This is a genomic window from Fusobacterium mortiferum ATCC 9817, assembly GCF_000158195.2.
Classification (GTDB): Bacteria; Fusobacteriota; Fusobacteriia; order Fusobacteriales; family Fusobacteriaceae; genus Fusobacterium_A; species Fusobacterium_A mortiferum.
In genome coordinates this window covers 388,052-410,084 of sequence record NZ_GL987994.1, presented here as the reverse complement: position 1 = coordinate 410,084, position 22,033 = coordinate 388,052, and the positions used below count along the sequence as shown (strand labels likewise).

Genomic DNA, 22,033 nt, shown 5'->3' with positions numbered 1-22,033 from the left:
TCTATCTTATTTCTAGCTCTCTTTTAAAATAAATTATACCTAAAAAAACTGTTTCCTTCAATATATAAAATTTATCATATTCTCGACACAATAATATGGCAATATAAATATATTGAAGAAATTTAAAAATAATGTATAATATATGTAGGAGTATCTTTGAGGAGGACGATTACTATCCAGTATAACTATATATCAATTTATAAACTGTAAAAAATATTAAGAAAGATTTTTAAGGAGTGAATTAATAATGAATACATTAAAAACATTTGTACTCATGGGAGTACTGACATTTATACTTTTATTACTTGGTAATGCTATTGGTGGGCAAAATGGAATATTTATAGCTCTAATAATGGCAGGTTTTATGAACTTTTTCTCTTACTGGTATAGTGATAAAATTGTTTTATCTATGTATGGTGCTCAACCTGTGGATAAAAATACTCATCTTTATCAATTGGTAGAGAAATTAGCTAAGAGTGCTGACCTTCCTATGCCAAAAGTATATATTATAAATGAAGCTCAACCAAATGCTTTTGCTACTGGTAGAAATCCTAAAAACGCAGCAGTAGCTGTAACTAGAGGACTTATGGATTTAGTTGATGACTATGAATTAGCTGGAGTAATTGGACATGAGCTAGGACACGTACATAATAAAGATATTCTAATTAGTACAGTTGCTGCTACTATGGCTGGAGCTATTGCCTTTTTAGCAAATATGGCTAAATGGGCAGCTATCTTTGGAAACCATAGAGATGATGAAGATGGTGGTAGCAATCCAATAGCTCTAATTGGTATAGCAATTTTTGCTCCATTAGCAGCTATGTTAGTACAGATGGCTATCTCTAGAACAAGAGAGTATAAAGCAGATAGATTTGGAGCTAAAGTCAGTGGAAACCCACTATATCTAGCTAATGCTTTGAGAAAATTGGATATGTACAGCAGAAGAATTCCTATGCCTAATGCTGCTCCAGCAACTGAAAATATGTTTATTGTAAGTCCACTAGCTGGAAGTAAAATGGCTAATCTTTTTAGTACACATCCATCTACTGAAGATAGAATAAGAAAATTAGAAGAAATGAGATATGAATAGGAGGATTAATGAAAAAATTTTTTATTGGAATTTTTACAATGATAGCTCTACTGACTGTAAAAGTTCAAGGGGCAGAGATTATCCCAGAATACTTTTTAATGGAAAGACTTATTATGCTTATGGATGTAGCTCCTACATATATATCAAATGATGGGAAACAAGAGCTAAAAGCTATGCAAGTTGATAAAGAGGTAATGAATATTTTAGGAAATAGTGAAAATCCTTTCTATATTTATGACTCAAATAATGAAAAGAAAATTGTAAGAATGGGAGATTATTTTTATTCTCCTACAACTTTATCTAGTATCTACACTTTAGATAAGGAGAATTTTGAATCAAATTTTAGAGATAAATCATTACCTGAAGAAAAATTAGAAACAACTATTGAAAAAACACAAGATAAAATAGATATCTCTGATATTGATGAAGGAACTGGTGTTCCTGCTGATGAAAATAGTAATTAGTCTTAGGAGGATATTATGAAATTAACTTCACTTATAGATTCATACAAAGAGATAATATCCCAAGGTAAATTAAATAATATAATCAGTGTCAGTAAAAAAGCATTAGAAAGTTATAAGAGAGCTAACTCAGGTCTTTGGGTTACCTCTCTTTGTTTCTATACAATACTATCTCTTGTTCCTATTTTTGCTATCCTTTTTAGCTTAGGAACTTGGTTTGGAGTTGCTGACTATCTACTTGTAAAGTTAAGAGAGTACTCTCCACTAAATGAAGAATCTATAAATCTTCTAATTACCTTTGCTCAAAATTTTTTAGAAAATACGAGAACAGGAATTTTAGCAGGGATAGGATTTCTATTTTTAGGTTGGACTCTGATATCTATGTTTGCAATTATTGAAAAAGCCTTTAACGATATTTGGAGAGTAGAAAAATCTAGAATGCTTTTAAGAAAAATTACTGACTATATCTCATTTTTTATATTATTTCCTACCTTAATGGTTATCTCTAGTGGGATTGTTAAAATAATTGGAAATAGAATTGGAATGGAAAATTTAATCCTTACTATCTTTATTAAATTTGTTCCTTTCTTAACTCTACTTTTCTTTTTTACAATTATGTATATGCTCATCCCAAATACTAAGGTGAGATTTATTCCAGCACTTATATCTGCTATGTTTATAGCTATGTTTTTCTCTGGATTTCAATCTCTATTCCTTCTGTTACAAGATATGGTAAATGCTTACAATAAAATTTATGGTAGTTTCTCTGTAATATTTATCTTTCTTTTTTGGTTAAAAATAATGTGGTTTTTTATTATACTAGGTTCTCATCTTTGTTATTTTTTACAAAACAGAGAGCTACATCTATTTACTAAGGGAGCAGAGGATGTAAACTTTAAAATAAAAGAGTATACTGCTGTAATTGTAATGAAAGAGTTAATAGAAAGATATTATAGTAACCTCTCTCCTCTTAGTATCAATGAGATTGTAAAAAAATATGATATTCCTTATGAAGTAGTAAAGCATATTTTGGAAATATTTATCTCTGATGAATTAGTTGGAGAAATTGGAGATAAAGATGAGAAAAACTATGTGATTATAAAAAATATTGATACTATCTCTTTTAAAACAGTTTTTAAATCTCTTGAAAATTACGGAGAGAAAATAAACTTTAAAAATAGTGATGAATTAGAATCTCTTTTAGATTGTGTTAGAGAGAAAAATTTTAAATTTTCTTTTAAAGAATATATTGAAAAAAACTGAGAATTTTCTCAGTTTTTTTAATAATCTCCTATTCCTATACCAAAACCTGCTCCCTTGCTCTTAGTTTTAGTAGTAGTTTTTGTTGTTGTATGTGTATTTAAGTTTCCAGAAGCATCTATTCCTGTAGTAGTAACACTATCACTTTGGCTAACAGATTTACTTTTTATGATTTCTCTTCCAAATCCTAAATCATAGCCATTGTATATAGCGTTATCTATAATAAACTCTGTCACCAAAGCAACTTTCTCTCCAGTTGTTCTCTGTCTTGGTGGTTCTTGAGTTTCAGTATTACTACATCCAGCTAATACTATAACCATTATTATTACAAATAATTTTACTATTTTTTTCATAACCCACTCCTTGTATATTATTTCTTTTAATTATACAATATAATATACAATTGGTCAATTATTTTTTATTCTATTTATTTAAGAAAATATTTTTTCACTCTACCAAACCATATTCCCAAGTTATTACTCCACCAAACTCATAGATATTTTTATATCCTAACACTGCTAATTTACTTGAAGCTTGTTTACTTCTATGTCCACTTCTACAATATACCAAGATAGGTTGATTTTTATCTGGGAGTTCCTCTATCTCTTGATGTCCTATCTCTTCGTTGGGAATATTAATAGCTCCAGCTATATGCCCCATTTTATACTCCCAATCTGTTCTCACATCCAGAATAATATAATTATTATTCTCTTCCATCATCTCTTTTGCTTTTTCTTGTGAAATTATTTGATAAGCTAACTCTTTACCATAACTATTTGTAATTGTATTTATCATTATCAACACTCCTATTATAACTCTTTTCATTATTTTCCTTTTTATTCTTGATTTTTTTACTCAAGTATTATATCATGTTTTGTTGAGTTTTACAATAAAAAAACAAGAGTAAACTCTCTTAAACAATTTACTCTTGTTCCTTTTTTAATAAAATATCTCTACTTTTGCCCTTCTGCTATACTCAAGTTCTAGCTCCTCTTTATGATATATAAAATTCTTATCATCAAAATACTTAGCCCCTTGAGGACATTTTTTTATACAGGCACAACACTTCACACATATACCACTGACTACATCAACTCTTTCTTTTTCAATAGAACCCAGTGGACAAAGTTCTACACATAATCCACAATTATTACATAACTCCATATTTGTTTTTGGTTTTACCTTTCTAATATCTATTGGATTTCCTTTAGAATCTCTCGGTTGATAATACCATCTATATGGACTCTCCCCTTTTACATACAGTTTTTCTGAAAGGTATTTTTTATTCTCCATATTCTCAATTACTTTTTCAGCTAAAATATCTGCTATTTCTAAATCTTCTCTATCTGGTCTACCCTTTCCTAACTCTCTAGAAAATGAATGTTCTCCTACAAAGGCTCCAGCTCCTACTACAAAAAATCCATCTTTTAACAATATATCTCTCAACTCTATTAGAGCATCATCATAATTTCTATTTCCAAATAGTACTATTGGTACCGCTAAAGCTCCCTCTCCTCTTATTGTATCTAAAAATTTTAGTAAAAGATTTGGAACTCTCCCTGCTATAACTGGCACACCAAAAACTACTATATCCTCTTTTGAAAAGATATACTCTTTCTCCCTTGCACTCTTTGATGTAAAATCAATATTTTCTCTCTCTACTCCCAATTTTTCTCCTAGAGTATTAGCTATCCTCTTTACTACTTTTTCAGTAGTTCCAGTTCCACTGAAATACATCCCCCACACTTTTTTCATCTCTTATCCCCCCTATTTTCAATCCTTATTGTTACTGGTCTTATCTTTTAACAGAGAGATATTTCTTACTTAAGTATTTCCATATCAAGACTGATGGTTTCAATCCTTATTGTTACTGGTCTTATCTTTTAACAAGAAATAAGCATAGGTTTGTATCTAGATAGTAAAACATATTTAGTTTCAATCCTTATTGTTACTGGTCTTATCTTTTAACGTACAGATATGACAGCTCTTAAAGGAAGTTCTCAATTAGAGAAGTTTCAATCCTTATTGTTACTGGTCTTATCTTTTAACATTGAACTATATATAAAATAAGGTGATAATATGAATAATGTTTCAATCCTTATTGTTACTGGTCTTATCTTTTAACCCTATATTTTTAACTCAATCTATCTTTTTCCCTTACTTCCAACTATTTTTTCTTTCGTTAATTTCCCTTAATTTTTATTAATTTTCGACTCTTTTTCATTCTATAAAACTTTATTTTTATATCTACTTCGTCTTTTCTAATCATCTATTAGAAAGGGATTGAGAGGAATTTTATCCTTTTTCCCCTCATTCCGTTTTCTATATTCTACTTTATTTTTCTTTTAAAAGCAACATTTTTATATCATTTCTATCTGTCCATAACCTTTTTCTGTCATATATCCTATTCCAGAGAAAAAAGCAAACTTTAATAAAAATATTACTTCTCTTTTCTCCTTATCATCCAGTGAAGAAATATCATATATTATCTCTCCAACTTTTCCTACTACTTCCTTTTCTATTTTTACTTCTCTACTATAATCTTCTAACATCTCTATCTTACTACTATATTTTGATATTCCTAAATAATCTTCTATATCTAAAATATTACTGTTTTTTAACTTTTTTTCTATATTTTTTAAAATTAAATTGATATCATTTGTAGCTATAAATCTATTTCCTATCTTAAAAAATATTGGAGTTATTATTTTTACTCTCAATCTATCTTCGCTAATCTCAATATCACTCTCTTCATTTAGTTGTCTAGCATATTTATTACTATTATAAATATTTAAGATAGCAAACTCCGTCTCTCCTATTTTTATTCTCTCTTCTCCTATTTTTTTTAGAAAAAAGAATTGAAATAGTTTTATTAAAATTCCACTATCTAGTGCACTTATTTTTATAGAATATTTTTTATCCTCTATATAATTATCCTTAGTTAAAAAATTAGTTATCACTACCTTTTTAAGTTCTTTATCTGTAAATTCAATTTTTAATTCTTTAATAAAATAATCATAATTTTTATATTTTTTTATTTTTTCTCCAAAAGATAGTGGTTTCAAATATATAGTAAAACTACAAATCATATCTACTCCTCGTTATAAGATAATACTGCCCAACCTACTGGATATCCTTCAGCCATAACTCTTGTAAAAACATCTTTTTTATTTCTATTAAATAAATTTAAAGTAGTAGAATTAAATCCTGCTCCCTTTCCAAACTTTATTAATACTTCATTCTCTTTTAAAGTAGCAGAATAATTTTTTATCTCTTCACAAGCTTTTATTCCTATAAGATTTTTTGCTTCCTTAAAAAATTTCAAATCCTCTTCAAGTACTTTGTTAGATTTTTCCCTCAAAGCTGGAAAAAGTACTGAATCCACATATAACTCTTTGTTAAGTTCTTCTATTATAGTCTCTCCTTTTTTATTTTGGGAAAGATTTCTATATTTTATTTCACTCTCCCTATCAAAAGAAAGTTCTGATATATTAATCTTAAACTTTAAACTTTTTTTATCTCTACTTAATAGATACCCTCTCATCATTTCATGATTTCCCATAGGTACATTTATTTTATCTTTTTTTAAATTTACCCTCTCAACTTTTACAATTTTCAACATATCTTTTGAAATTTCACTATCTGTAACTTGCAAATTTTTAAAAGGGTCAAATTTAGGTTCTAGCTCTTTCAACCCTAAAGCTTCTGCTTCTATTTTTCTAGCTAAATACTCTTTTTCCTTTGCAATTATAAAAGGAGCTGTATTTATCTTTTTATTTCTCATTATCTCATAACTACCTTGAAAGTTATCTCCAATATATGCATTTCTTATACTCCCCTTTATACTACTCCCTGGAATATACTTTCCTCTATAATTTCCTATAAATTCAGATATAGTTAAAGAGTTTTCATCATTAGAATTCCTAGCTCCACCAATTTTCTCTTCATATAACTCATTTACATCATCAGCTACTTCACAACTATATGAATATCCATATTCTACCTTGTAATTATCCTTAATATATTTTCTTATTTTAATAATGTTATTTTCTTCCATCAATTCTGTAAGTTTTAATCTCATATCCTCAGGAAAATTATAAAATATCTCTCCTAAATCTATTCTATAAAATACTCCATCTTTTATTACATACTCATATGAAGCTAAATCTATTCCACTTCCTATATGAATATCTGTCAGTGGCATTATTGTACACTCTATTTTTTCTATATCTTTTCTTATCATAATTCCACCTCAACAATAAAAGGTATTCCTACTTGAATAATCTTTTTTCTATGTAGATTAGTTAAAACTCTACCTTTTATTCCACTACTCTTTCCTCTAAATATAGCTCCTGCTCTAAAACAAGAGAATGGTTTTTTAAAAGGATTTCCCTCATCTCCATAGAGATTAGCTACCTTTCCTCTCTTTATTAAAACAAGAGAATTTTCTACATACTCATAATCTTCCTCTTTAGGAATATAATTTGATAGAGAGATGAAACCATTTCCACTTATTTTTTCAAACCCATCAAATCTCTCAAAACTTTCTGTTTTAAAAGCTCCTTTTCCTATACTTACTTTTTTTCCAAAGCCATTCTCTTCTACAAACCTTAATATCTTTTCCAATTTATTTATTGGATAATCCCCTCTTACTTTTATATAGATAAATATATTTTCAGCCACAAAATTTTCTTTCAAAGAGAATATAGCATTCTCTCCTGTACTTCCAGAGAGTCTATCAATCCTATTATGAGTATTTTCAATAGAGATAATCCCTCTATTTTTACTGTTGTCGTCTAATATTTCATCTACTAACTCTACAATATCGTTCTCTTTTTTTCTAAGTTTATTAAATAACTCCAAAGATATAGTTGAAACCTTTTTTAATCTCTTTATTTTTGTAGCTATATCTATTATACTTTCATTTTTTTCTACTGCCATTCTCTCTACTTCACTATTTTTTATTACTCTCTTACTTATCATAGGAAGCCTATTATCTACAAATCCATCAGATACAATAAATGGTGGATTATTTTTTTCAAACTCAGCTAAGATTTTTTTTAGCTCATCTTCTCCCTCAAGAAGTGCTACTCCCCAAAAAAAATGTCCATAGATAGTATCACTTTGCCAAGGTGTCATATATGAAGAGAGAGGTTTTATATTCCACAAATATGTTTGATACATAACTCCTCCTATCTAATAGAAATATTTTCTATCTTATCTATATAAGACTCTCCATCTACATCTAGCTTTACAAATCTTATCTGTCCATTTCCACGAGATACTCCTCCACCAATTCCCTCAATTAATAAAGTTTTCAATCCTTTTAGTACAACTTTTTCAAAAAGTTCTTCATCTAATTTTCCATTGTCATTCATATCAAATACTTTATATGAAATTGAAAATTCAAACTTTATTCCTGCTGGTATTCTTTCTGAATTTCTAGGAGTTGCCTTTGAAGTAAGTCTGTTGATATTATTCTCATATTTCCACTCTGTATCAAATCCGACTTTTTCTCTTAACTTTTCTAATATCTCTCTACTCTCTTCAGTTAAATATGCATCTTTTACTGAAATTCTAGTAGGTCCTGATTTTGCTATCTCACTATCTCCTGCTCCTCTTCCAAAGACTCTACATATTGGACATTCTGGTGTTGTACAACTATGTACATTTCCATTTTCATCTATTTTTCCCTCTACCCATTCCATAAACATTCTCATCTTTCCTTTTAGAGAAGAACCAGGAATATATGACTCATTATTCAATGGATTTCTAACTATTGGAGAGTCATTTCCACCTATCTCTATCGTATCAGAACTTCCTCCCACTCTTGTTCCAGTAAGTAACTCTATTATTCCATCTATCTTTTTTATACTCTTTAATCTCATAACTCTTTACCCCCTATCCTTTATATGCATATCCTACTATTGTTTCAAAAAATATTGCAAAATTTTCAAAAGCTTCCTTTCCTTTTCCAACTTTATTCTGTTTCTGTATCTCCTCTATTCCAGCATAAAGGAAATTTTTTAATGGTTCTAATTTTTTATCTTTAGCTATTCTATATTGAACTTTTGACTTTATCATTAAAATAAATGGATAAATTCTTTCAAAATGCTCATTATTATCATTATTTTCTAATCTATTTTTTAGAGCTTTTATCTCATTAAAGAAAGCTCTAAGCTGAGCTGTACTCACTCTCTCAAAACTTTTTGCTATATTTTCAGCTTCTGTTGTCATTAACTCTTCTCTTAAATTTCCCTTATTGTCAAGAAACCCTAATTTTGAAAATTCAAAAACTACTGGCTCTGGATTATCATAACCTCTACTATTTCCTCTACTTCTATTATCAAATCCCTTATTATTAAACATCTGAACCTCCCCTATTTTTTCTTACTACATAGTTTAATACTACTTTCATATACTCAGATAAAAACCTTTGTTTCTCTCTAGATTGTATAGATTCCATTCCAAAATATCTACTTAAAAAGATAATTCTTTCATCACTACTAGGATTTTTTAATTTCTTGCTAATATTTCTACCTATATCATAAGTAAAATCTGAAATATATTTTAAATATTTTCCATTTTTACTTTCACTATATTTTCTAGCCATCTCTGTATATCTTAAAAGTCTATATACAAAGCTCTGACTAAACAAGCCACTCTTCATATTCTCATCTATAAAATTGATTACTCTATCTACCTCATAAAATCTATCCCAAGGTATATAGGTATCAAATAGAACTATTCCATTCTTTCCAGAATTTTTTCCAAATTCTTCTGCTTCCTGTACAGTTTTTACCCCATAAAACAAAGGAGCTTTTGCTTTAGTAAGAACTACTCCACAAGTAAGAGTAATGTTTTCATTATCTCTTACAAACTTTCTAAAACTCTCTCTTATCTCTTTAGCTGTATCAATTAATTTATCCCAAGCTCCTACTATCATAAAATCATCTCCCCCAGAATAAACTATATAGCTTTCATTTTCATATTTTATTTTCTCTTTCAACCAATATGAGAAAAAACTATCAAACATTCTACTCACTGTGGCTACTCTTGATATAGAAGTTATATCTTTTACTTTTTTCTCCTCTCCATCTACATCATCTATCTTTAATCCATAAGCCATTATAAGCCCTAAATTATCTACATCTCCCTTAAGTATTCCTAAATTTTTAGAAGATGACAATTGAGCTATCTCTTCAAAAGATATAGAGTTCCCTTTTGAATCAATAGGAGTATATCCACCGTAATACTCTCTTACCCAAGGATAATCTCCTCTTATATCCTCTTCATACTCTTGTACTAAAAATGGTTTTCCCTCTATTTCCTCATCTTTATATAATTTACACTTTACTCCTAATATCTCTATATCTCCAACTACATCACTATCCCCTTTATAAAAGGCTACTTTTCTTAGTTTTGGTAATAACTCTCCCAGTTGAAAATCTTTCAAACAATACTCACATATATTACCTTTCTCTACCAATCTTTTTCCACAGATTTTACACTGTTGTACACTCTTCATCTCATTAATTTCTTCATCTAATACTGGTAACTCTACTACCTCTTTTAAAAATTTTAATCTTTTTCCCTCTGCTAATAAATCATTTATTTCAGCATATTTTTTACTAAATTTTAATCCTAAATCATCTCCAGTAAGAGCTAGATACTCTATATTGAAGAAAATTTCTCCATAATATTTTTGATACAACTCTCTATTAATCTCATTTTTTAATTTAGAAATTTTTTCTCTAGTTACTTGGGTATTTTGAGCTAAGATATAGAATTTTCCACTTGATGAGATTATTATATTTCCAACTTCTAAGTCTAATTCTTCTATTATTTTGTAAGCTATCATATTAGTAAAAATTTTTATAAAGAAAGAACGAAATCTTATTCTTTTTCCTGCTCCTTCTGTACTCTCTAGATTAAAAATATAGTTCTGAATACCAGATATATCTCCAGCTATTAAAAGAAAATAATCTTTTAATTTAGCATTTTTTATATCAGCATCTGTTGCCTTTTCTATACTTCCCCTTAGATCTTTAACATAATTATAAGTTGCCAAAGATATAGCCGAAGTAGTTTTTAAGTGGTCATATAGTGATAAATCACAAATCTCTTTTTGAGTATCTGACGGTATACTCCAACAGTATTTTCTTATCAATTCTAATAGAGTGGTGTACAACACTTTAAAACTCTCTGTCTCTATCTTCTCTACCTCTTTTAAAAATTTTTCTATTAAAAGATTTAGTTCCTCTTGAGAGTTTTCTTCAAACTCCATAGGAAAAATATTTCCAAATAAAAACTCTTTTAACTTATATCTTTTTTTACTCTCTCTATCCTTCCCTCTTCCTATATCTATATTTCCAAAAATAGAATCTAGAGGTACCTTTGTAAAAGGTCTCATTTTCATCTCATCTTCATTTCTCTCTGCTGAAGAATAGTTGTCAGCTCTTGCTACTATATATGCTAATCTTCTTAGATACTTATCTTCCAATCCTGCTACATTTATATCTTCTGAAAAAAAGTTCCCCTCGTGGTGTTTTAAAACCAACTCTTCTAAAACTCTATCCTCTTCTATTACTTTTTTCTCTTCTAAAAATTTTATAAACCACCAAGAAAGATGTGGATGTTTCTTTCCTATATGACATTGAGACATATATTTTTCACTTCTACCTATAAATTTCCCTATATCATGTAGTAATCCACCTAAGATAACTCTCTCTTTATCATCTTGTAACCTTACCATCTAAACCTCCCCTTTCCTTTTTATTCTACCCATACCTATACTCTTTCTTTTCCCTAGAGATATATTATCTGGAAGATAGGCATTTGTTACAAACTCTCCTACAAATCCCAAGATAGTAGTATCTTTTTGTCTAAGTTTAAGCTCTTGAAACTCTCCTACTACCTCTACTCTTTTTTCTACTCTAATTCCACACATTTTAAAAAATTCTAAGATATTATTTGCCAACTGCTTATTTAAATCAAACTCTCCAACTTTATATCTCAAAAAGTTTTTATCATTGAGAGCTAACCATATTGTCTCAAATCTATATCTATATTTTTTCTCATCATCTACTTTCAACTGAGGAAAAGAGATATTTATTTCTGGAGTTATCTCTATTTTTCTATCTTCTATAACTATCTCTCTTATATCTTCTATCTTCTCTAAAAGAATATCTCCTCCCTTATCTATTCCAACTATTAAAAATTCCCCATTCTTTACTTTATACTGTATAAATGAAAAATCATAATTGAAATTATAATCATCTTTATGATTATGGAAAAGTATATTTTCTTGAAATAATCTTCCAAAATACCCTCTTAATTTCTCTGCATCTCTATTTTCAAATTTTTCATTACTTTTTAGTATTATCTTTACTAATTTCATTACTCCCCCTAGACTAGTGTATAGAATTTAGGATTTATTTGAAATTGATGTGAATAGTTACTCTCCTTTTCCTCAATTTTTTGATAAAGTATCAACTCTCCTAACTCTATTCCTTCCTCTCTTCCTATCTCTTTCAAATGATTATTAAAATCTTTAGCTTTATTTTTCAATACTGTTAAATTTTTTCTAAATCTATTACTTCTTGCCAATTCACTCTCATCATTTTTATATTTAGCTAATCTTTCAAAAAGTTCTCTTCCTCCAAAAGTAACAGTATAGTTTTTCATTAACTCTCTTAAAATATCTGCTCCTTTATTATTTATAAAATTTATTCTTTCATCTTTTTCACAATCTATTTTAAGATTATATTTCTCAATATAGAGGACTTTATTCTCAAAATAGAAATCCCCTTTTATACTCTCAGTTAAAGAAATACTAGGATTTAAATTTTCTACTATATCTTCTATATCAATATCTAAAAGTTCAAATATATTTCCATCTCTTAAGAAATCTTTTCCCTCTTTCTCATCAACTCTCAACTCTTTAAGAATATTTTTTCTTAAATCCTTTATGAATTTTTCATAGTAGTAACTATTTTCCTCTTCTTTTTTACTCTCAAAGTACTTCAAAATAAAAAAATAATATATCTTCTCTCTATATTCAGACAAAAAACCATTCTCAAGTAACTCATCACTCTTTATCTGAAATTTTGTAAGGAATCTATCTAACCAGAAAAAACTTCTAGTCTCTATGTTTTCCTCACTGCTTTCAAATAAAATAAGGGATAACAAATTACTTAAAAATGGTTTTAACTTTAATATATTTTCTCTTGATAACTCTCTATTTTCACTTAATTTTATAAAAAAATTTTCCATTTGAGAATAAAAATTTTCTCCATCTAAACTCAACATATTCTGAAAAGAAAAAATCTTAGATAACTCTCTATAAAAGTTTTCCATTCCACTATTACCTATCTGATTATAATAAGATTCTGTAGCAGAAAACTCAAATTTCTTTAAAGATTTATTTATATACTCATATATTTTTATATTCTCTTTTTCTGGCTCTATCATTAATTCAAGTTTGGTATTAAAAGGATATCTTCTCATTCCTATATCTTTTATATATTCATCTTGCTTCTCACAATAAATATATTTAGGAATTTGACTCTCCTGCCAATTGATAGAAAAAATCCCTCTTTCTACTGCTAGTTTATATAGATATACTGTAATTATTTTCATTCCTAAGGTTATATCTATAATTGAGTTATTTTTATTTGGTTTAAACTTGCTAATATACTTTTGTATATTACTTTGAATATGAGCGCTTGTTACCTCTTCTAATAATATTCCATTAACATCTACATTTTTAAACTTTACTTTTGTTTTTTTAAATATCTCCTCTGTTTCTTTAGAATAAATTAAAAGAAAGCATTTTATATTTGGAAATATTCTTAAATTTTTCTCCAGAATATTTTCAAAATATATTTTTTCATTTTCAGAATAGGAATAACTTACATAAGAAATTAGTATCTCTATATTTTCTAATTTTATCTTATTTGCTATTCTTTTCCTCTGCTTTTGTAAATTTTCTAAATAAATCTTTTCTAACTCAGTTTTTTCCTCATCAGAAAGTTTTTCCTCTAAGGAATACTTTAGAAGTATTTTATTATTCTCTTTTCCTAAAAAACTTTTTAAACTATTTGCCACTTCATATTTTTTCATTGGTTTCCCTCTATTTATTTTATATTATTATCATATCATATTACAATTACTTTTTCATAGAGAAAATTACTTTTTTTACAAAAAATAAAAAACTGACTAGTTTACTTATACTAATCAGTTTTGACTATCCTTATTGTTACTGGTCCTATCTTTTAACTTAAATAGCTTTATTATGCAATTAGGAATAGAATTGCATTTAGGAGTTTCAATCCTTATTGTTACTGGTCCTATCTTTTAACTTATAAGGAAACTCGAGCCAGAGAGCCGTAACCCTTTAAATTAATAAAGTTTCAATCCTTATTGTTACTGGTCCTATCTTTTAACAAAAAACAACTAAAATTCAAGGTGGAAAAACAAATAATTTAGGTTTCAATCCTTATTGTTACTGGTCCTATCTTTTAACTTAAAAATATTAAAAATTGAATTAAGAGGTAAAAAAGTTTCAATCCTTATTGTTACTGGTCCTATCTTTTAACTGTGGTAAGTGCTATGAGTGTAAAAAAGCTAGAAAATCAAAGTTTCAATCCTTATTGTTACTGGTCCTATCTTTTAACTTAAAACGATAAGGGGGTATAATGAGAACTGAAATATTAGTTTGTTTCAATCCTTATTGTTACTGGTCCTATCTTTTAACCCTATATTTTTAACTCAATCTATCTTTTTTCCTTACTTCTAACTCTTTTTTCTTTCGTTAATTTTTACTCTTTTTTACTAGTTTTTACCACTTTTCCATCTAAAAACTTCTATTTTTTATATCCATTTCGTCTTTCCTAGCTCTCTATTTAAAAGGAGTTGAAAGGTATTTTATCTTTTTTCCTCTCATTCCGTTTTCTATATTCTACTCTATTTCAAAAATAAAATCAATATCATATTATAAAAAAATCTTTATTAAAAAAATGAAACTCTATATTTTTTCCAAAATAATTTACCTTAGAGAAATCCTTCTCACATAATTTAAAAAAATATAATGAATCTATCTCCTTATCAATTATTCCTTCTACTCTTTTAACTAATTTTTTTATTTTTTTCTCATTGATTTCTCCAAAAAATACAGATTTTTGTATTCTCATCATTCCTTCTTCTAATAAAACTTCTATTATTCTATTTCTCACTCCATTTTCTATTATATCATAAGCTATTATAACTTTCATACTTCCTCACATTATAAACATATTTTCAAACTTTTCAATATCTTTTATATCAAAAGTTATTCCTAAAAAATAAGATTCTTCAAAATCTAAATCACATAGAGGAAAAACTATAATCGAATCTTCTATCTTATCTATTTTTTCTATCCAATCTCTAAATCTTTTATACATATATTTCTTATTTATTTTTCCTAAAAATACAGACTTTTGTATCCTAATAAATCCCTCGCTTTTTAAAAAATCACTAAACTCTTTTCTAATTTTTCCAACTGAAATATCATAACTTACTATATATTTCATTTTTCATCAATTCCTTTACAAGTTCTTTAGCTCTTTTTTCAATCTTCTCTTCATAGCTCATCTTTTTTCCATTATACTCTACTATATTTTTCAATCTATTATATAAATCTTTAGCTATCACTCTTTTCCCTTCTAATTCAATCTTACCTTCATTAAGATTAAAATAATTTTTATTTAATTCTTTTTTACTAAAAAGTGAAAAAGCACATTCCCAAGCTAATATTCTAAAAGGTTCAATAAAATCAAAAATTAAAGAATTACTTTTATTATTATTGGAATGGATAATTCCTAATTGTATATCTAAGCCAGCTAAAGTTAAATATCTTTCTAATTTAAAATACAATATACCAAAAGCATAATTTAATACAATGTTATAAGGTTCTTTCGCTCCCTGTGTCTCTCTTTTTGTAAAACTCCAATTTTCTGGTAAAAATTTTTTTATCTCTTCATAGTACAAAATACTACTCCTACCTTCATATCCCATCACTCTATTTTCAAAATCCTTATCATTCCAAGTAATATTTTTTATTTTTGTAATATTCTCATCAAATTTTCTCTCTATCTCTAAAAATTTATCCAACACTCCTCGTCTCGAATAAATTTTCTGTATATGTTTCTTTTGATTCTCTATTTTTTCCATTATCCAAGATTTTCCTAATTCTTTTCCATACTCTCTTATCCAAAGTTGATATTGTCTTTCTCTTATATTGCTATTGGTATTATAGGTTATTGGAGTAAATTTTCCTCTAATATTTCCATACTTATCCCCAAGATACAATGGAATATCTTTTTCTATAATCTCTAAAAGAAAATCACTTGTTAATTGATTCCCCTCTTGTATTATAATATTATCAATAAGATTATATGAAAAATACTCCTTTCCCTCTTCTTTTCTTTCTACAACAAAATACTCTTTTTCTCTATATATCTTACTTCCATTTTTTTGTACAAATAAATCCATTAATACCATCTCCTATTAAAAAATTTATTTACCTTAATTATACTCTTTTTAAAATACCTTTTTTCTAAAAATTACCTTTTTAGATTTTAAAAAATTTTAGTAATTTATACTTGTTAAAATAAAAATAAAAGGTGATTATCATGGAAATTTTTTTGGAATTAAATTATTACTACAATAAATATCCTCATATAAGCTTGGTAAAAAATAAAATGGAAATAGTAAAAAAATTTAAATCATTGGAAAACTCTCTTCTACTTTCTAAAAATATTTTAAATTTAGATGAAATTATTTTTAAACAACTAAATTTTACTGTTTCTTTTTCTAATTATAGATATATTTATCTTCTTTCTCAAATAAACTCTATAAAAAATATTCAAGAAAATATTTTGCAGTTTATTTTTAAATTTTTTGATAATTTTATCTATTCTTCTACCTATTATCCTCACATTCATTATCTTATAAAAATTCTTGCAAAGTTTTTTACAAATAAGATTGAAGAAAAAATTTTAACTTTTAAAAATAAACCTATCTTTGATACTTATTTAAAAGAATTTATTATCTTAATGGGAAATATTGGTGGAAAGAGTTCTCTTTCTATTCTTTTCTCTATTATAAAAAAAGATTTTACTCAAAGAGAATACTGTTTTTTATCCATTGGGAAAATTACAAGTTATCAAAGATATCCAGTTATCAAAAGAACTTTTTTAAAAGACTATATAAATTTTATTTGTAAAATTTTACATAGAGATATCAGTATAAATCAATCTTCTTATCTTTATTACTCTTTAATTGAAATTTTTCTTCTTCCTAATGGAATAGATGGCAAACTACAAAATAAACTATCTGAGGTACTATATCTTCATAAAGATAAAAATCTTTATAAAAATATTGCTTTAAAGGTCATAAATAACTCACTTCTTGATGAAAATGAAAAGAATCTAATAAAATCTCTATATTTAATAATTCCACTTTAAAAAATGACCTCATAAAATCGTTTTATACACCTGTAATTTTATTCTTTTTATTAATTATATGACTAATATTTTTCAGTTTTTTAAGACTGGTTTTAAACCTTGATTCAAACTCAGTATTTATGGTACTTGTAGTCATATAAATTTATAAATCATTTTTTAATTAACTATATTAGTTAACTTTTTAGGTAAAAATTAGTATTTTTCTACTTTTTCAAGCTGTTTTTACTCTATAACCATTAAACATAAAAAAAAGAAGAAGAGTGTTATAATCTCCTAAATTATATCACTCCTTCTTCTCTTTTTATTAATTCTATTTTATAATTTTAATTAAGAGATTTATAACTTTTTAAAGTACTCTCTCTTATTTCTACTTTCTCTTTAGCTTGTGGGAATTTTCCTCCATATATAGCACTTTCAAATGCTCCATACATAGGGTTAGGGAAGATTATAAATCTATCTCCAAACTCCTTTGCTAATTCTTCTACTTTATTATCTCTTTCATCTATTGACTTAGAAGAGAATACATCAAAATCTGATAAGTTATCTCCAAAAAGCATAATTAATTGAGTATGTTTTTTTACATATTCACGACGATTAACCTTTCCACTCTTATCCTCTTTATTTTTTAATAGTACACTATCTTCACCTTGCACTGGTATACCCTCAGCTTTTAAATTTTCAATAGTAGCTTCTAATTGACTTTCTGCTCTATCAGAAATATAGTATATTTTTACACCATTTTTATCTGCAAATTGTAAAAATTCCTTTGCTCCTGGAACAGCCTTAGCTTTTTTCATCTGTACCCATTCATCCCAAGACTCTGTATCATATCCTCTTCCTCTTAAAATATTTTCAGCTTGGTATGGACTATTATCTACTACAGTTTCATCTAAATCTAAAACTATTGAATATGGTTTACTGTGGGGAACTTTTAAGTACTCTTTTAATCTCTGAGTAGCTACATTATATCCTTGTAAATATAGTGCTTTAGCTTCTCCAGAAGTTTGATACCAATTTGTTCCCATCATATTTTCTCTAGCAGCTAATTCATCATAAGTAAGAACTACTTTTTCATCTTTTTTCTCATATAAATTGCTACATCCTGTCATAGTTAAAATTGTTATAGATATTGCTAACAATGATAAAAGTTTTTTGTTTTTCATCATATTCCTCCTATGCTTTTGACTTGTCTAAATTATACATTAGTTATCTAAAAAAAGCAAATATTTTATTGAAAACACACAAAATAATTCAAAATAATTTTATTAAAAATAAAAGAGCAAGTATAGCTTAACTCAATAAAAAACATAAATATTAAATCTTTAATTTATTTTGTTTTTTATATTTTACTTTTACTAACTTGCTCTATTTATTCTATTTGCTTTTTTATTTTTAAGTTTTATTATGCTTTTCTATTAAAATGGTCCATAATTAATAGCCACTGCTATTATTATAAATATAACTTGTAATCCAAACATAATTAAGAATAATGGAGTTATAAATTTATACCATTTATTGATTGGTAAACTCATAAGTCCACACATAGTAGCTGCTGATGTTGGCCAAAATAGATTTGAGAATCCATCTCCAAATTGGAAAGCCAATACAGCTGTCTGTCTAGTAAGTCCAATAGCATCAGCTAATGGTGCCATAATAGGCATAGATGTAGCTGCTTGCCCTGAACCAGATGGAATAAAGAAATTTATCATATTTTGAACTACTACCATTCCTACTGCTGCTATTGATTTTGGTAGAGTAGATAAAGTAGCAGCCATACTATTTATAATTGTATCTATTATTTGTCCATCTTCCATTACTATTGTTAAGGCTCTAGCTACTCCTACAGCAAAAGCTCCAAATAACACATCAGAAGTTGAAGTAATAAAATGTTGAGATATCTGACTAAAATTATATCCACCAATTAATCCTGTTATTAACATCATTATAAAGAATAAAGTAGATAATTCATTTAAATACCAACCATAATGGGTAGTTCCATATACTAAAATTCCAATAGTGATTAAAAATAATCCCATTATTAATTTATGCTTATTTGTAAAAGGTAATCCTTCTAATTCATCTCTAGTCATTCCGTTAGAAAAATTAAATTTAACATCTTTTACTATTGATTTCTCAGGATTTAATTTCACTTTTCTAGCATACATCATAACATATATTATAGCAGTTGCTTGGAAAACTATAAAAGCTATTGTTCTAAGTCCAATTCCTGAACCAATAGGTACTTCTGCTATTCCTTGAGCTATTCCTATAGTAAAAGGATTAAGAGTAGCAGCAGCAAATCCAGTAGCTGTTCCTACTATTACAGCAGCTCCTCCAACTAGAGCATCATATCCTAAAGCCACAGATATTCCCATAAAAGCAGGAAGTAATCCATAAGTTTCTTCATATAATCCAAATGTAGAACCACAAATTCCAAATATTACCATAAATATTGGAAATATCAATGTTTCTCTTCCATTAAATCTTTTTATTACAGTTCCTAGTCCCCCATAAAAAGCTCCTGTACTTATCAACATATTAATATATCCATAAGCAAAGAAGATAAAAAATATTATATCAGATGTTGATACTAACCCATCTATTATAGCTTTAAACATTCTAAATATAGAAACTGGAGTTTGTGCTACATATTCAAATGAGTTAGCTACTACCATAGTTCTATTTAAAACTGGGTCAACTGCTCTTTGATAACTCCCAGATGGGACTAAATAAGTAAGTCCTGTTAAAATTACTAATATCATTCCTATTAGTACATAAGTGTGTGGCATTGAAAATCTTTTTCTTTGTTCCATTGTAAATTCCTCCCAAAGTGTTTTTATATAGTGATTGATAATAAAAAAAGCCACAGTCTCGGATATAAACTGCGGCATAAATTTACAATGTAAGAAAAAACATATGTAAAATGACACACAGATAGCTCTCCACTGACCTTTTTTATCAATGACAGCAATATGAATATTATTCATATTGCCAACAGAAAAGTTTAGCTTCTTTTCCATTTCGGCAAAATCCCCTTTCAAATTGTTTCGTCGTTTGCAAAACTCCACAATCCTACTCTTGTCATTTGCTCCTCTATCGGCTTTTTTTATTGTGTTTATTTTACTCCCCTTTTCTTCTTTTGTAAAATATATATTATATATAATTTTATTATTATTTTATATTTTTTAATTCTCTCCACTCTTTTTTTATTTTCTCTAACAATTCCTTATTAGTTAAAATTTCAAGAGCAGAACCTCCCATAGCTTTTACTCCTCTATGTAATTTATCATAAGCTTCTTTTGAATTTACATATTTTAAATAAGCTTCATCATGTACATGACAAACTTCTTCTATCTCTAATGCCACTTCTGTATACATTGTTGGACATACCTGACTTACATTCCCAATATCTGATGAACCAGTAGCTCCTTTTCCCTCATCTTGAATATTTTTTATTCCTACTTCTAATAGATTTTTTTTCATTAACTCTTGAAGGGATTTTAAGTTTACTAAATTATCAAAAGAATTTTCAAATTTCTCCCAACTCATCTCTGTTCCTGTCATCATACTAGCACCTTTAGCTATATTTATTACTTTCTCTGTTAAATTATTTAGGTACTCCCTATTATTTGCTCTAATGTGAAATCTTGCCTCTGTCAAATCTGGGACAGTATTCGGAGCATCTCCACCATGAGTTATTATTCCATGTATTCTGGCATCAGAAGTAATGTGTTGTCTTAAACAACCTATTCCTGCATACATTAGATTTATAGCATCAAGTGCGTTAATTCCATCTTCTGGATGAGCAGCTGCATGACTTGCCCTTCCTTTAAATTGAAATTTTATACAATCTATTGCCAAAGTTTTACAAGCTATATTATTCTGAGATTCTAAATGCATCTGAAATACTACATCTACATCATTAAAAGTTCCACTCTCTACCATAGGAACTTTTCCTCCTACTGTTTCCTCTGCTGGTGTTCCTATAAATACTATTGTTCCATTAAATTTATCCAACATTTTTGATAATACAAGAGCTGTTCCATATGTACTAGCTGCTATCCAGTTGTGCCCACAAGCATGTCCTGGTTTCTTCTCTACTCCATATCCAGGTAGAGCATCATACTCAGCTAGAAAAGCTATCTTAGGAGATCCTTCTCCTATCTCAGCTCTAAAAGCTGTTTCCATTCCACAATAATTTTTTTCTACTCTAAAATTATTTTTTTCTAACTCTTTTATTAAAAATTCTACTGCCTTATACTCCTCATTTCCTAATTCTGGATTTTTAAAAATATAATCAGATACTCCTTCTATCTCCTTTTTTAACTCATCCTCTATCTTGTATAATTCTTTTTTTAACTCCATCTTTTCCTCCAACTTTTTAATATTTTCTACTATACTAGCATAAAGATTTTTTACTGTCAACAAGTTCAAAAAATAAAAAAGAACTAGAAAATCCTCTCTAATTCTTGATATAACAATTCTACTATGATATAATAAATATATAAGGGAAACCTTAATTCTTGCAAGAAAGGGGGTTTAACTTATGAAGAATTATTTTAAGATAGTAGTTAAAGTTAGACGTTTTGAGTTTACTATCAAAATAGCTCTTTAAGAGTTACCCTCAACCCTTGTGGGTTATTGTTTCCCTTATATCTTTTCTATATTATACCACATAAAAAATAAAAATGGAAGGGTAAAAAAGATACAGGGAG

At 27.5% G+C, this 22,033-nt stretch carries 21 protein-coding genes, 1 CRISPR repeat array and 1 riboswitch; of the genes, 4 read left to right on the top strand and 17 right to left on the bottom strand.

Annotated elements, in window-relative coordinates:
* The first annotated feature begins 247 nt into the window (after positions 1-247).
* Genes htpX through FMAG_RS11575 form a run of 3 tightly spaced genes read left to right on the top strand, consistent with a single transcriptional unit; the run spans position 248 to position 2,814 of the window.
* Complete coding sequence (htpX, locus tag FMAG_RS11585) at positions 248-1,090, top strand: zinc metalloprotease HtpX (RefSeq protein ID WP_005886916.1); 843 nt, start codon at positions 248-250, stop codon at positions 1,088-1,090.
* A gap of 8 nt (positions 1,091-1,098) precedes the next feature.
* Positions 1,099-1,554 (top strand): hypothetical protein, encoded by a 456-nt coding sequence (locus tag FMAG_RS11580; RefSeq protein ID WP_005886914.1) that lies wholly within the window; start codon positions 1,099-1,101, stop codon positions 1,552-1,554.
* Positions 1,555-1,569: 15 nt separating this feature from the next.
* Positions 1,570-2,814, top strand: coding sequence for a YihY/virulence factor BrkB family protein (locus FMAG_RS11575; RefSeq protein WP_005886912.1), 1,245 nt, complete (start codon positions 1,570-1,572; stop codon positions 2,812-2,814).
* Positions 2,815-2,831: 17 nt separating this feature from the next.
* On the opposite strand, the gene FMAG_RS11570 is transcribed toward FMAG_RS11575, so the two are convergent.
* From FMAG_RS11570 to cas1, 14 genes are all read right to left on the bottom strand, one after another.
* Positions 2,832-3,164 carry a lipoprotein gene (locus tag FMAG_RS11570; RefSeq protein WP_005886910.1) on the bottom strand — a complete coding sequence of 111 codons (333 nt, stop codon included), beginning with the start codon at positions 3,162-3,164 and terminating at the stop codon, positions 2,832-2,834.
* 94 nt (positions 3,165-3,258) lie between these two features.
* Entirely contained in the window at positions 3,259-3,606 is a 348-nt protein-coding gene (locus tag FMAG_RS11565; protein WP_005886908.1) for a rhodanese-like domain-containing protein, read from the bottom strand.
* Between the two features lie 144 nt (positions 3,607-3,750).
* Complete coding sequence (locus tag FMAG_RS11560) at positions 3,751-4,566, bottom strand: EFR1 family ferrodoxin (protein ID WP_005886906.1); 816 nt, start codon at positions 4,564-4,566, stop codon at positions 3,751-3,753.
* Positions 4,567-5,171: 605 nt separating this feature from the next.
* Entirely contained in the window at positions 5,172-5,900 is a 729-nt protein-coding gene (gene cas6 / locus FMAG_RS11555; RefSeq protein WP_005886904.1) for a CRISPR system precrRNA processing endoribonuclease RAMP protein Cas6, read from the bottom strand.
* A 2-nt stretch (positions 5,901-5,902) separates the two neighbouring features.
* Entirely contained in the window at positions 5,903-7,054 is a 1,152-nt protein-coding gene (csm5, locus tag FMAG_RS11550) for a type III-A CRISPR-associated RAMP protein Csm5 (RefSeq protein ID WP_005886902.1), read from the bottom strand.
* Positions 7,051-7,995: a type III-A CRISPR-associated RAMP protein Csm4 gene (gene csm4, locus FMAG_RS11545; RefSeq protein ID WP_005886900.1), complete on the bottom strand. Its 945-nt coding sequence runs from the start codon at positions 7,993-7,995 to the stop codon at positions 7,051-7,053. Before csm4 ends, csm5 begins: the two co-directional genes overlap by 4 nt.
* A gap of 8 nt (positions 7,996-8,003) precedes the next feature.
* Complete coding sequence (gene csm3, locus FMAG_RS11540) at positions 8,004-8,699, bottom strand: type III-A CRISPR-associated RAMP protein Csm3 (RefSeq protein ID WP_005886898.1); 696 nt, start codon at positions 8,697-8,699, stop codon at positions 8,004-8,006.
* A gap of 13 nt (positions 8,700-8,712) precedes the next feature.
* Entirely contained in the window at positions 8,713-9,180 is a 468-nt protein-coding gene (gene csm2, locus FMAG_RS11535) for a type III-A CRISPR-associated protein Csm2 (protein WP_005886896.1), read from the bottom strand.
* Positions 9,173-11,566 (bottom strand): type III-A CRISPR-associated protein Cas10/Csm1, encoded by a 2,394-nt coding sequence (cas10, locus tag FMAG_RS11530; protein WP_005886894.1) that lies wholly within the window; start codon positions 11,564-11,566, stop codon positions 9,173-9,175. The genes csm2 and cas10 overlap by 8 nt, the downstream gene beginning before the upstream one ends.
* Positions 11,567-12,211, bottom strand: coding sequence for a CRISPR-associated endonuclease Cas6 (locus FMAG_RS11525; RefSeq protein ID WP_005886892.1), 645 nt, complete (start codon positions 12,209-12,211; stop codon positions 11,567-11,569).
* 8 nt (positions 12,212-12,219) lie between these two features.
* The gene (locus FMAG_RS11520) at positions 12,220-13,935 is read right to left on the bottom strand and encodes a hypothetical protein (RefSeq protein WP_005886890.1); all 1,716 of its coding nucleotides are present in this window, start codon (positions 13,933-13,935) and stop codon (positions 12,220-12,222) included.
* A gap of 120 nt (positions 13,936-14,055) precedes the next feature.
* A CRISPR array of direct repeats spans positions 14,056-14,569; the repeat unit is 37 nt; unit sequence GTTTCAATCCTTATTGTTACTGGTCCTATCTTTTAAC.
* A 232-nt stretch (positions 14,570-14,801) separates the two neighbouring features.
* Positions 14,802-15,086 carry a CRISPR-associated endonuclease Cas2 gene (cas2, locus tag FMAG_RS11515; protein WP_005886888.1) on the bottom strand — a complete coding sequence of 95 codons (285 nt, stop codon included), beginning with the start codon at positions 15,084-15,086 and terminating at the stop codon, positions 14,802-14,804.
* A gap of 6 nt (positions 15,087-15,092) precedes the next feature.
* Positions 15,093-15,383: a CRISPR-associated endonuclease Cas2 gene (cas2, locus tag FMAG_RS11510; protein ID WP_005886886.1), complete on the bottom strand. Its 291-nt coding sequence runs from the start codon at positions 15,381-15,383 to the stop codon at positions 15,093-15,095.
* Positions 15,361-16,344 carry a CRISPR-associated endonuclease Cas1 gene (gene cas1 / locus FMAG_RS11505; RefSeq protein WP_005886883.1) on the bottom strand — a complete coding sequence of 328 codons (984 nt, stop codon included), beginning with the start codon at positions 16,342-16,344 and terminating at the stop codon, positions 15,361-15,363. The genes cas2 (FMAG_RS11510) and cas1 overlap by 23 nt, the downstream gene beginning before the upstream one ends.
* Positions 16,345-16,484: 140 nt before the next feature.
* On the opposite strand from cas1, the gene FMAG_RS11500 reads away from it, so the two are divergent.
* Positions 16,485-17,318, top strand: a complete 834-nt coding sequence (locus tag FMAG_RS11500) for a hypothetical protein (protein ID WP_005886880.1) — start codon at positions 16,485-16,487, stop codon at positions 17,316-17,318.
* Between the two features lie 323 nt (positions 17,319-17,641).
* Here the strand turns inward: FMAG_RS11500 and FMAG_RS11495 are convergent, their stop codons facing one another.
* From FMAG_RS11495 to FMAG_RS11485, 3 genes are all read right to left on the bottom strand, one after another.
* Positions 17,642-18,481, bottom strand: a complete 840-nt coding sequence (locus FMAG_RS11495; protein WP_005886877.1) for a 5'-nucleotidase, lipoprotein e(P4) family — start codon at positions 18,479-18,481, stop codon at positions 17,642-17,644.
* A 252-nt stretch (positions 18,482-18,733) separates the two neighbouring features.
* Positions 18,734-20,131 (bottom strand): YfcC family protein, encoded by a 1,398-nt coding sequence (locus tag FMAG_RS11490; protein WP_005886875.1) that lies wholly within the window; start codon positions 20,129-20,131, stop codon positions 18,734-18,736.
* 114 nt (positions 20,132-20,245) lie between these two features.
* Positions 20,246-20,422, bottom strand: a riboswitch (Lysine riboswitch).
* 67 nt (positions 20,423-20,489) lie between these two features.
* Positions 20,490-21,683 carry a M20 family metallopeptidase gene (locus FMAG_RS11485; protein WP_005886873.1) on the bottom strand — a complete coding sequence of 398 codons (1,194 nt, stop codon included), beginning with the start codon at positions 21,681-21,683 and terminating at the stop codon, positions 20,490-20,492.
* Positions 21,684-22,033 lie beyond the last annotated feature (350 nt).

What these genes read in the sequence shown, in the direction of transcription:
- htpX (WP_005886916.1), top strand. Translation starts at nt 248, where the DNA reads ATGAATACATTAAAAACATTTGTACTCATGGGAGTACTGACATTTATA.
- FMAG_RS11580 (WP_005886914.1), top strand. Translation starts at nt 1,099, where the DNA reads ATGAAAAAATTTTTTATTGGAATTTTTACAATGATAGCTCTACTGACT.
- FMAG_RS11575 (WP_005886912.1), top strand. Translation starts at nt 1,570, where the DNA reads ATGAAATTAACTTCACTTATAGATTCATACAAAGAGATAATATCCCAA.
- FMAG_RS11570 (WP_005886910.1), bottom strand. Translation starts at nt 3,164, where the DNA reads ATGAAAAAAATAGTAAAATTATTTGTAATAATAATGGTTATAGTATTA.
- FMAG_RS11565 (WP_005886908.1), bottom strand. Translation starts at nt 3,606, where the DNA reads ATGATAAATACAATTACAAATAGTTATGGTAAAGAGTTAGCTTATCAA.
- FMAG_RS11560 (WP_005886906.1), bottom strand. Translation starts at nt 4,566, where the DNA reads ATGAAAAAAGTGTGGGGGATGTATTTCAGTGGAACTGGAACTACTGAA.
- cas6 (WP_005886904.1), bottom strand. Translation starts at nt 5,900, where the DNA reads ATGATTTGTAGTTTTACTATATATTTGAAACCACTATCTTTTGGAGAA.
- csm5 (WP_005886902.1), bottom strand. Translation starts at nt 7,054, where the DNA reads ATGATAAGAAAAGATATAGAAAAAATAGAGTGTACAATAATGCCACTG.
- csm4 (WP_005886900.1), bottom strand. Translation starts at nt 7,995, where the DNA reads ATGTATCAAACATATTTGTGGAATATAAAACCTCTCTCTTCATATATG.
- csm3 (WP_005886898.1), bottom strand. Translation starts at nt 8,699, where the DNA reads ATGAGATTAAAGAGTATAAAAAAGATAGATGGAATAATAGAGTTACTT.
- csm2 (WP_005886896.1), bottom strand. Translation starts at nt 9,180, where the DNA reads ATGTTTAATAATAAGGGATTTGATAATAGAAGTAGAGGAAATAGTAGA.
- cas10 (WP_005886894.1), bottom strand. Translation starts at nt 11,566, where the DNA reads ATGGTAAGGTTACAAGATGATAAAGAGAGAGTTATCTTAGGTGGATTA.
- FMAG_RS11525 (WP_005886892.1), bottom strand. Translation starts at nt 12,211, where the DNA reads ATGAAATTAGTAAAGATAATACTAAAAAGTAATGAAAAATTTGAAAAT.
- FMAG_RS11520 (WP_005886890.1), bottom strand. Translation starts at nt 13,935, where the DNA reads ATGAAAAAATATGAAGTGGCAAATAGTTTAAAAAGTTTTTTAGGAAAA.
- cas2 (WP_005886888.1), bottom strand. Translation starts at nt 15,086, where the DNA reads ATGAAAGTTATAATAGCTTATGATATAATAGAAAATGGAGTGAGAAAT.
- cas2 (WP_005886886.1), bottom strand. Translation starts at nt 15,383, where the DNA reads ATGAAATATATAGTAAGTTATGATATTTCAGTTGGAAAAATTAGAAAA.
- cas1 (WP_005886883.1), bottom strand. Translation starts at nt 16,344, where the DNA reads ATGGATTTATTTGTACAAAAAAATGGAAGTAAGATATATAGAGAAAAA.
- FMAG_RS11500 (WP_005886880.1), top strand. Translation starts at nt 16,485, where the DNA reads ATGGAAATTTTTTTGGAATTAAATTATTACTACAATAAATATCCTCAT.
- FMAG_RS11495 (WP_005886877.1), bottom strand. Translation starts at nt 18,481, where the DNA reads ATGAAAAACAAAAAACTTTTATCATTGTTAGCAATATCTATAACAATT.
- FMAG_RS11490 (WP_005886875.1), bottom strand. Translation starts at nt 20,131, where the DNA reads ATGGAACAAAGAAAAAGATTTTCAATGCCACACACTTATGTACTAATA.
- FMAG_RS11485 (WP_005886873.1), bottom strand. Translation starts at nt 21,683, where the DNA reads ATGGAGTTAAAAAAAGAATTATACAAGATAGAGGATGAGTTAAAAAAG.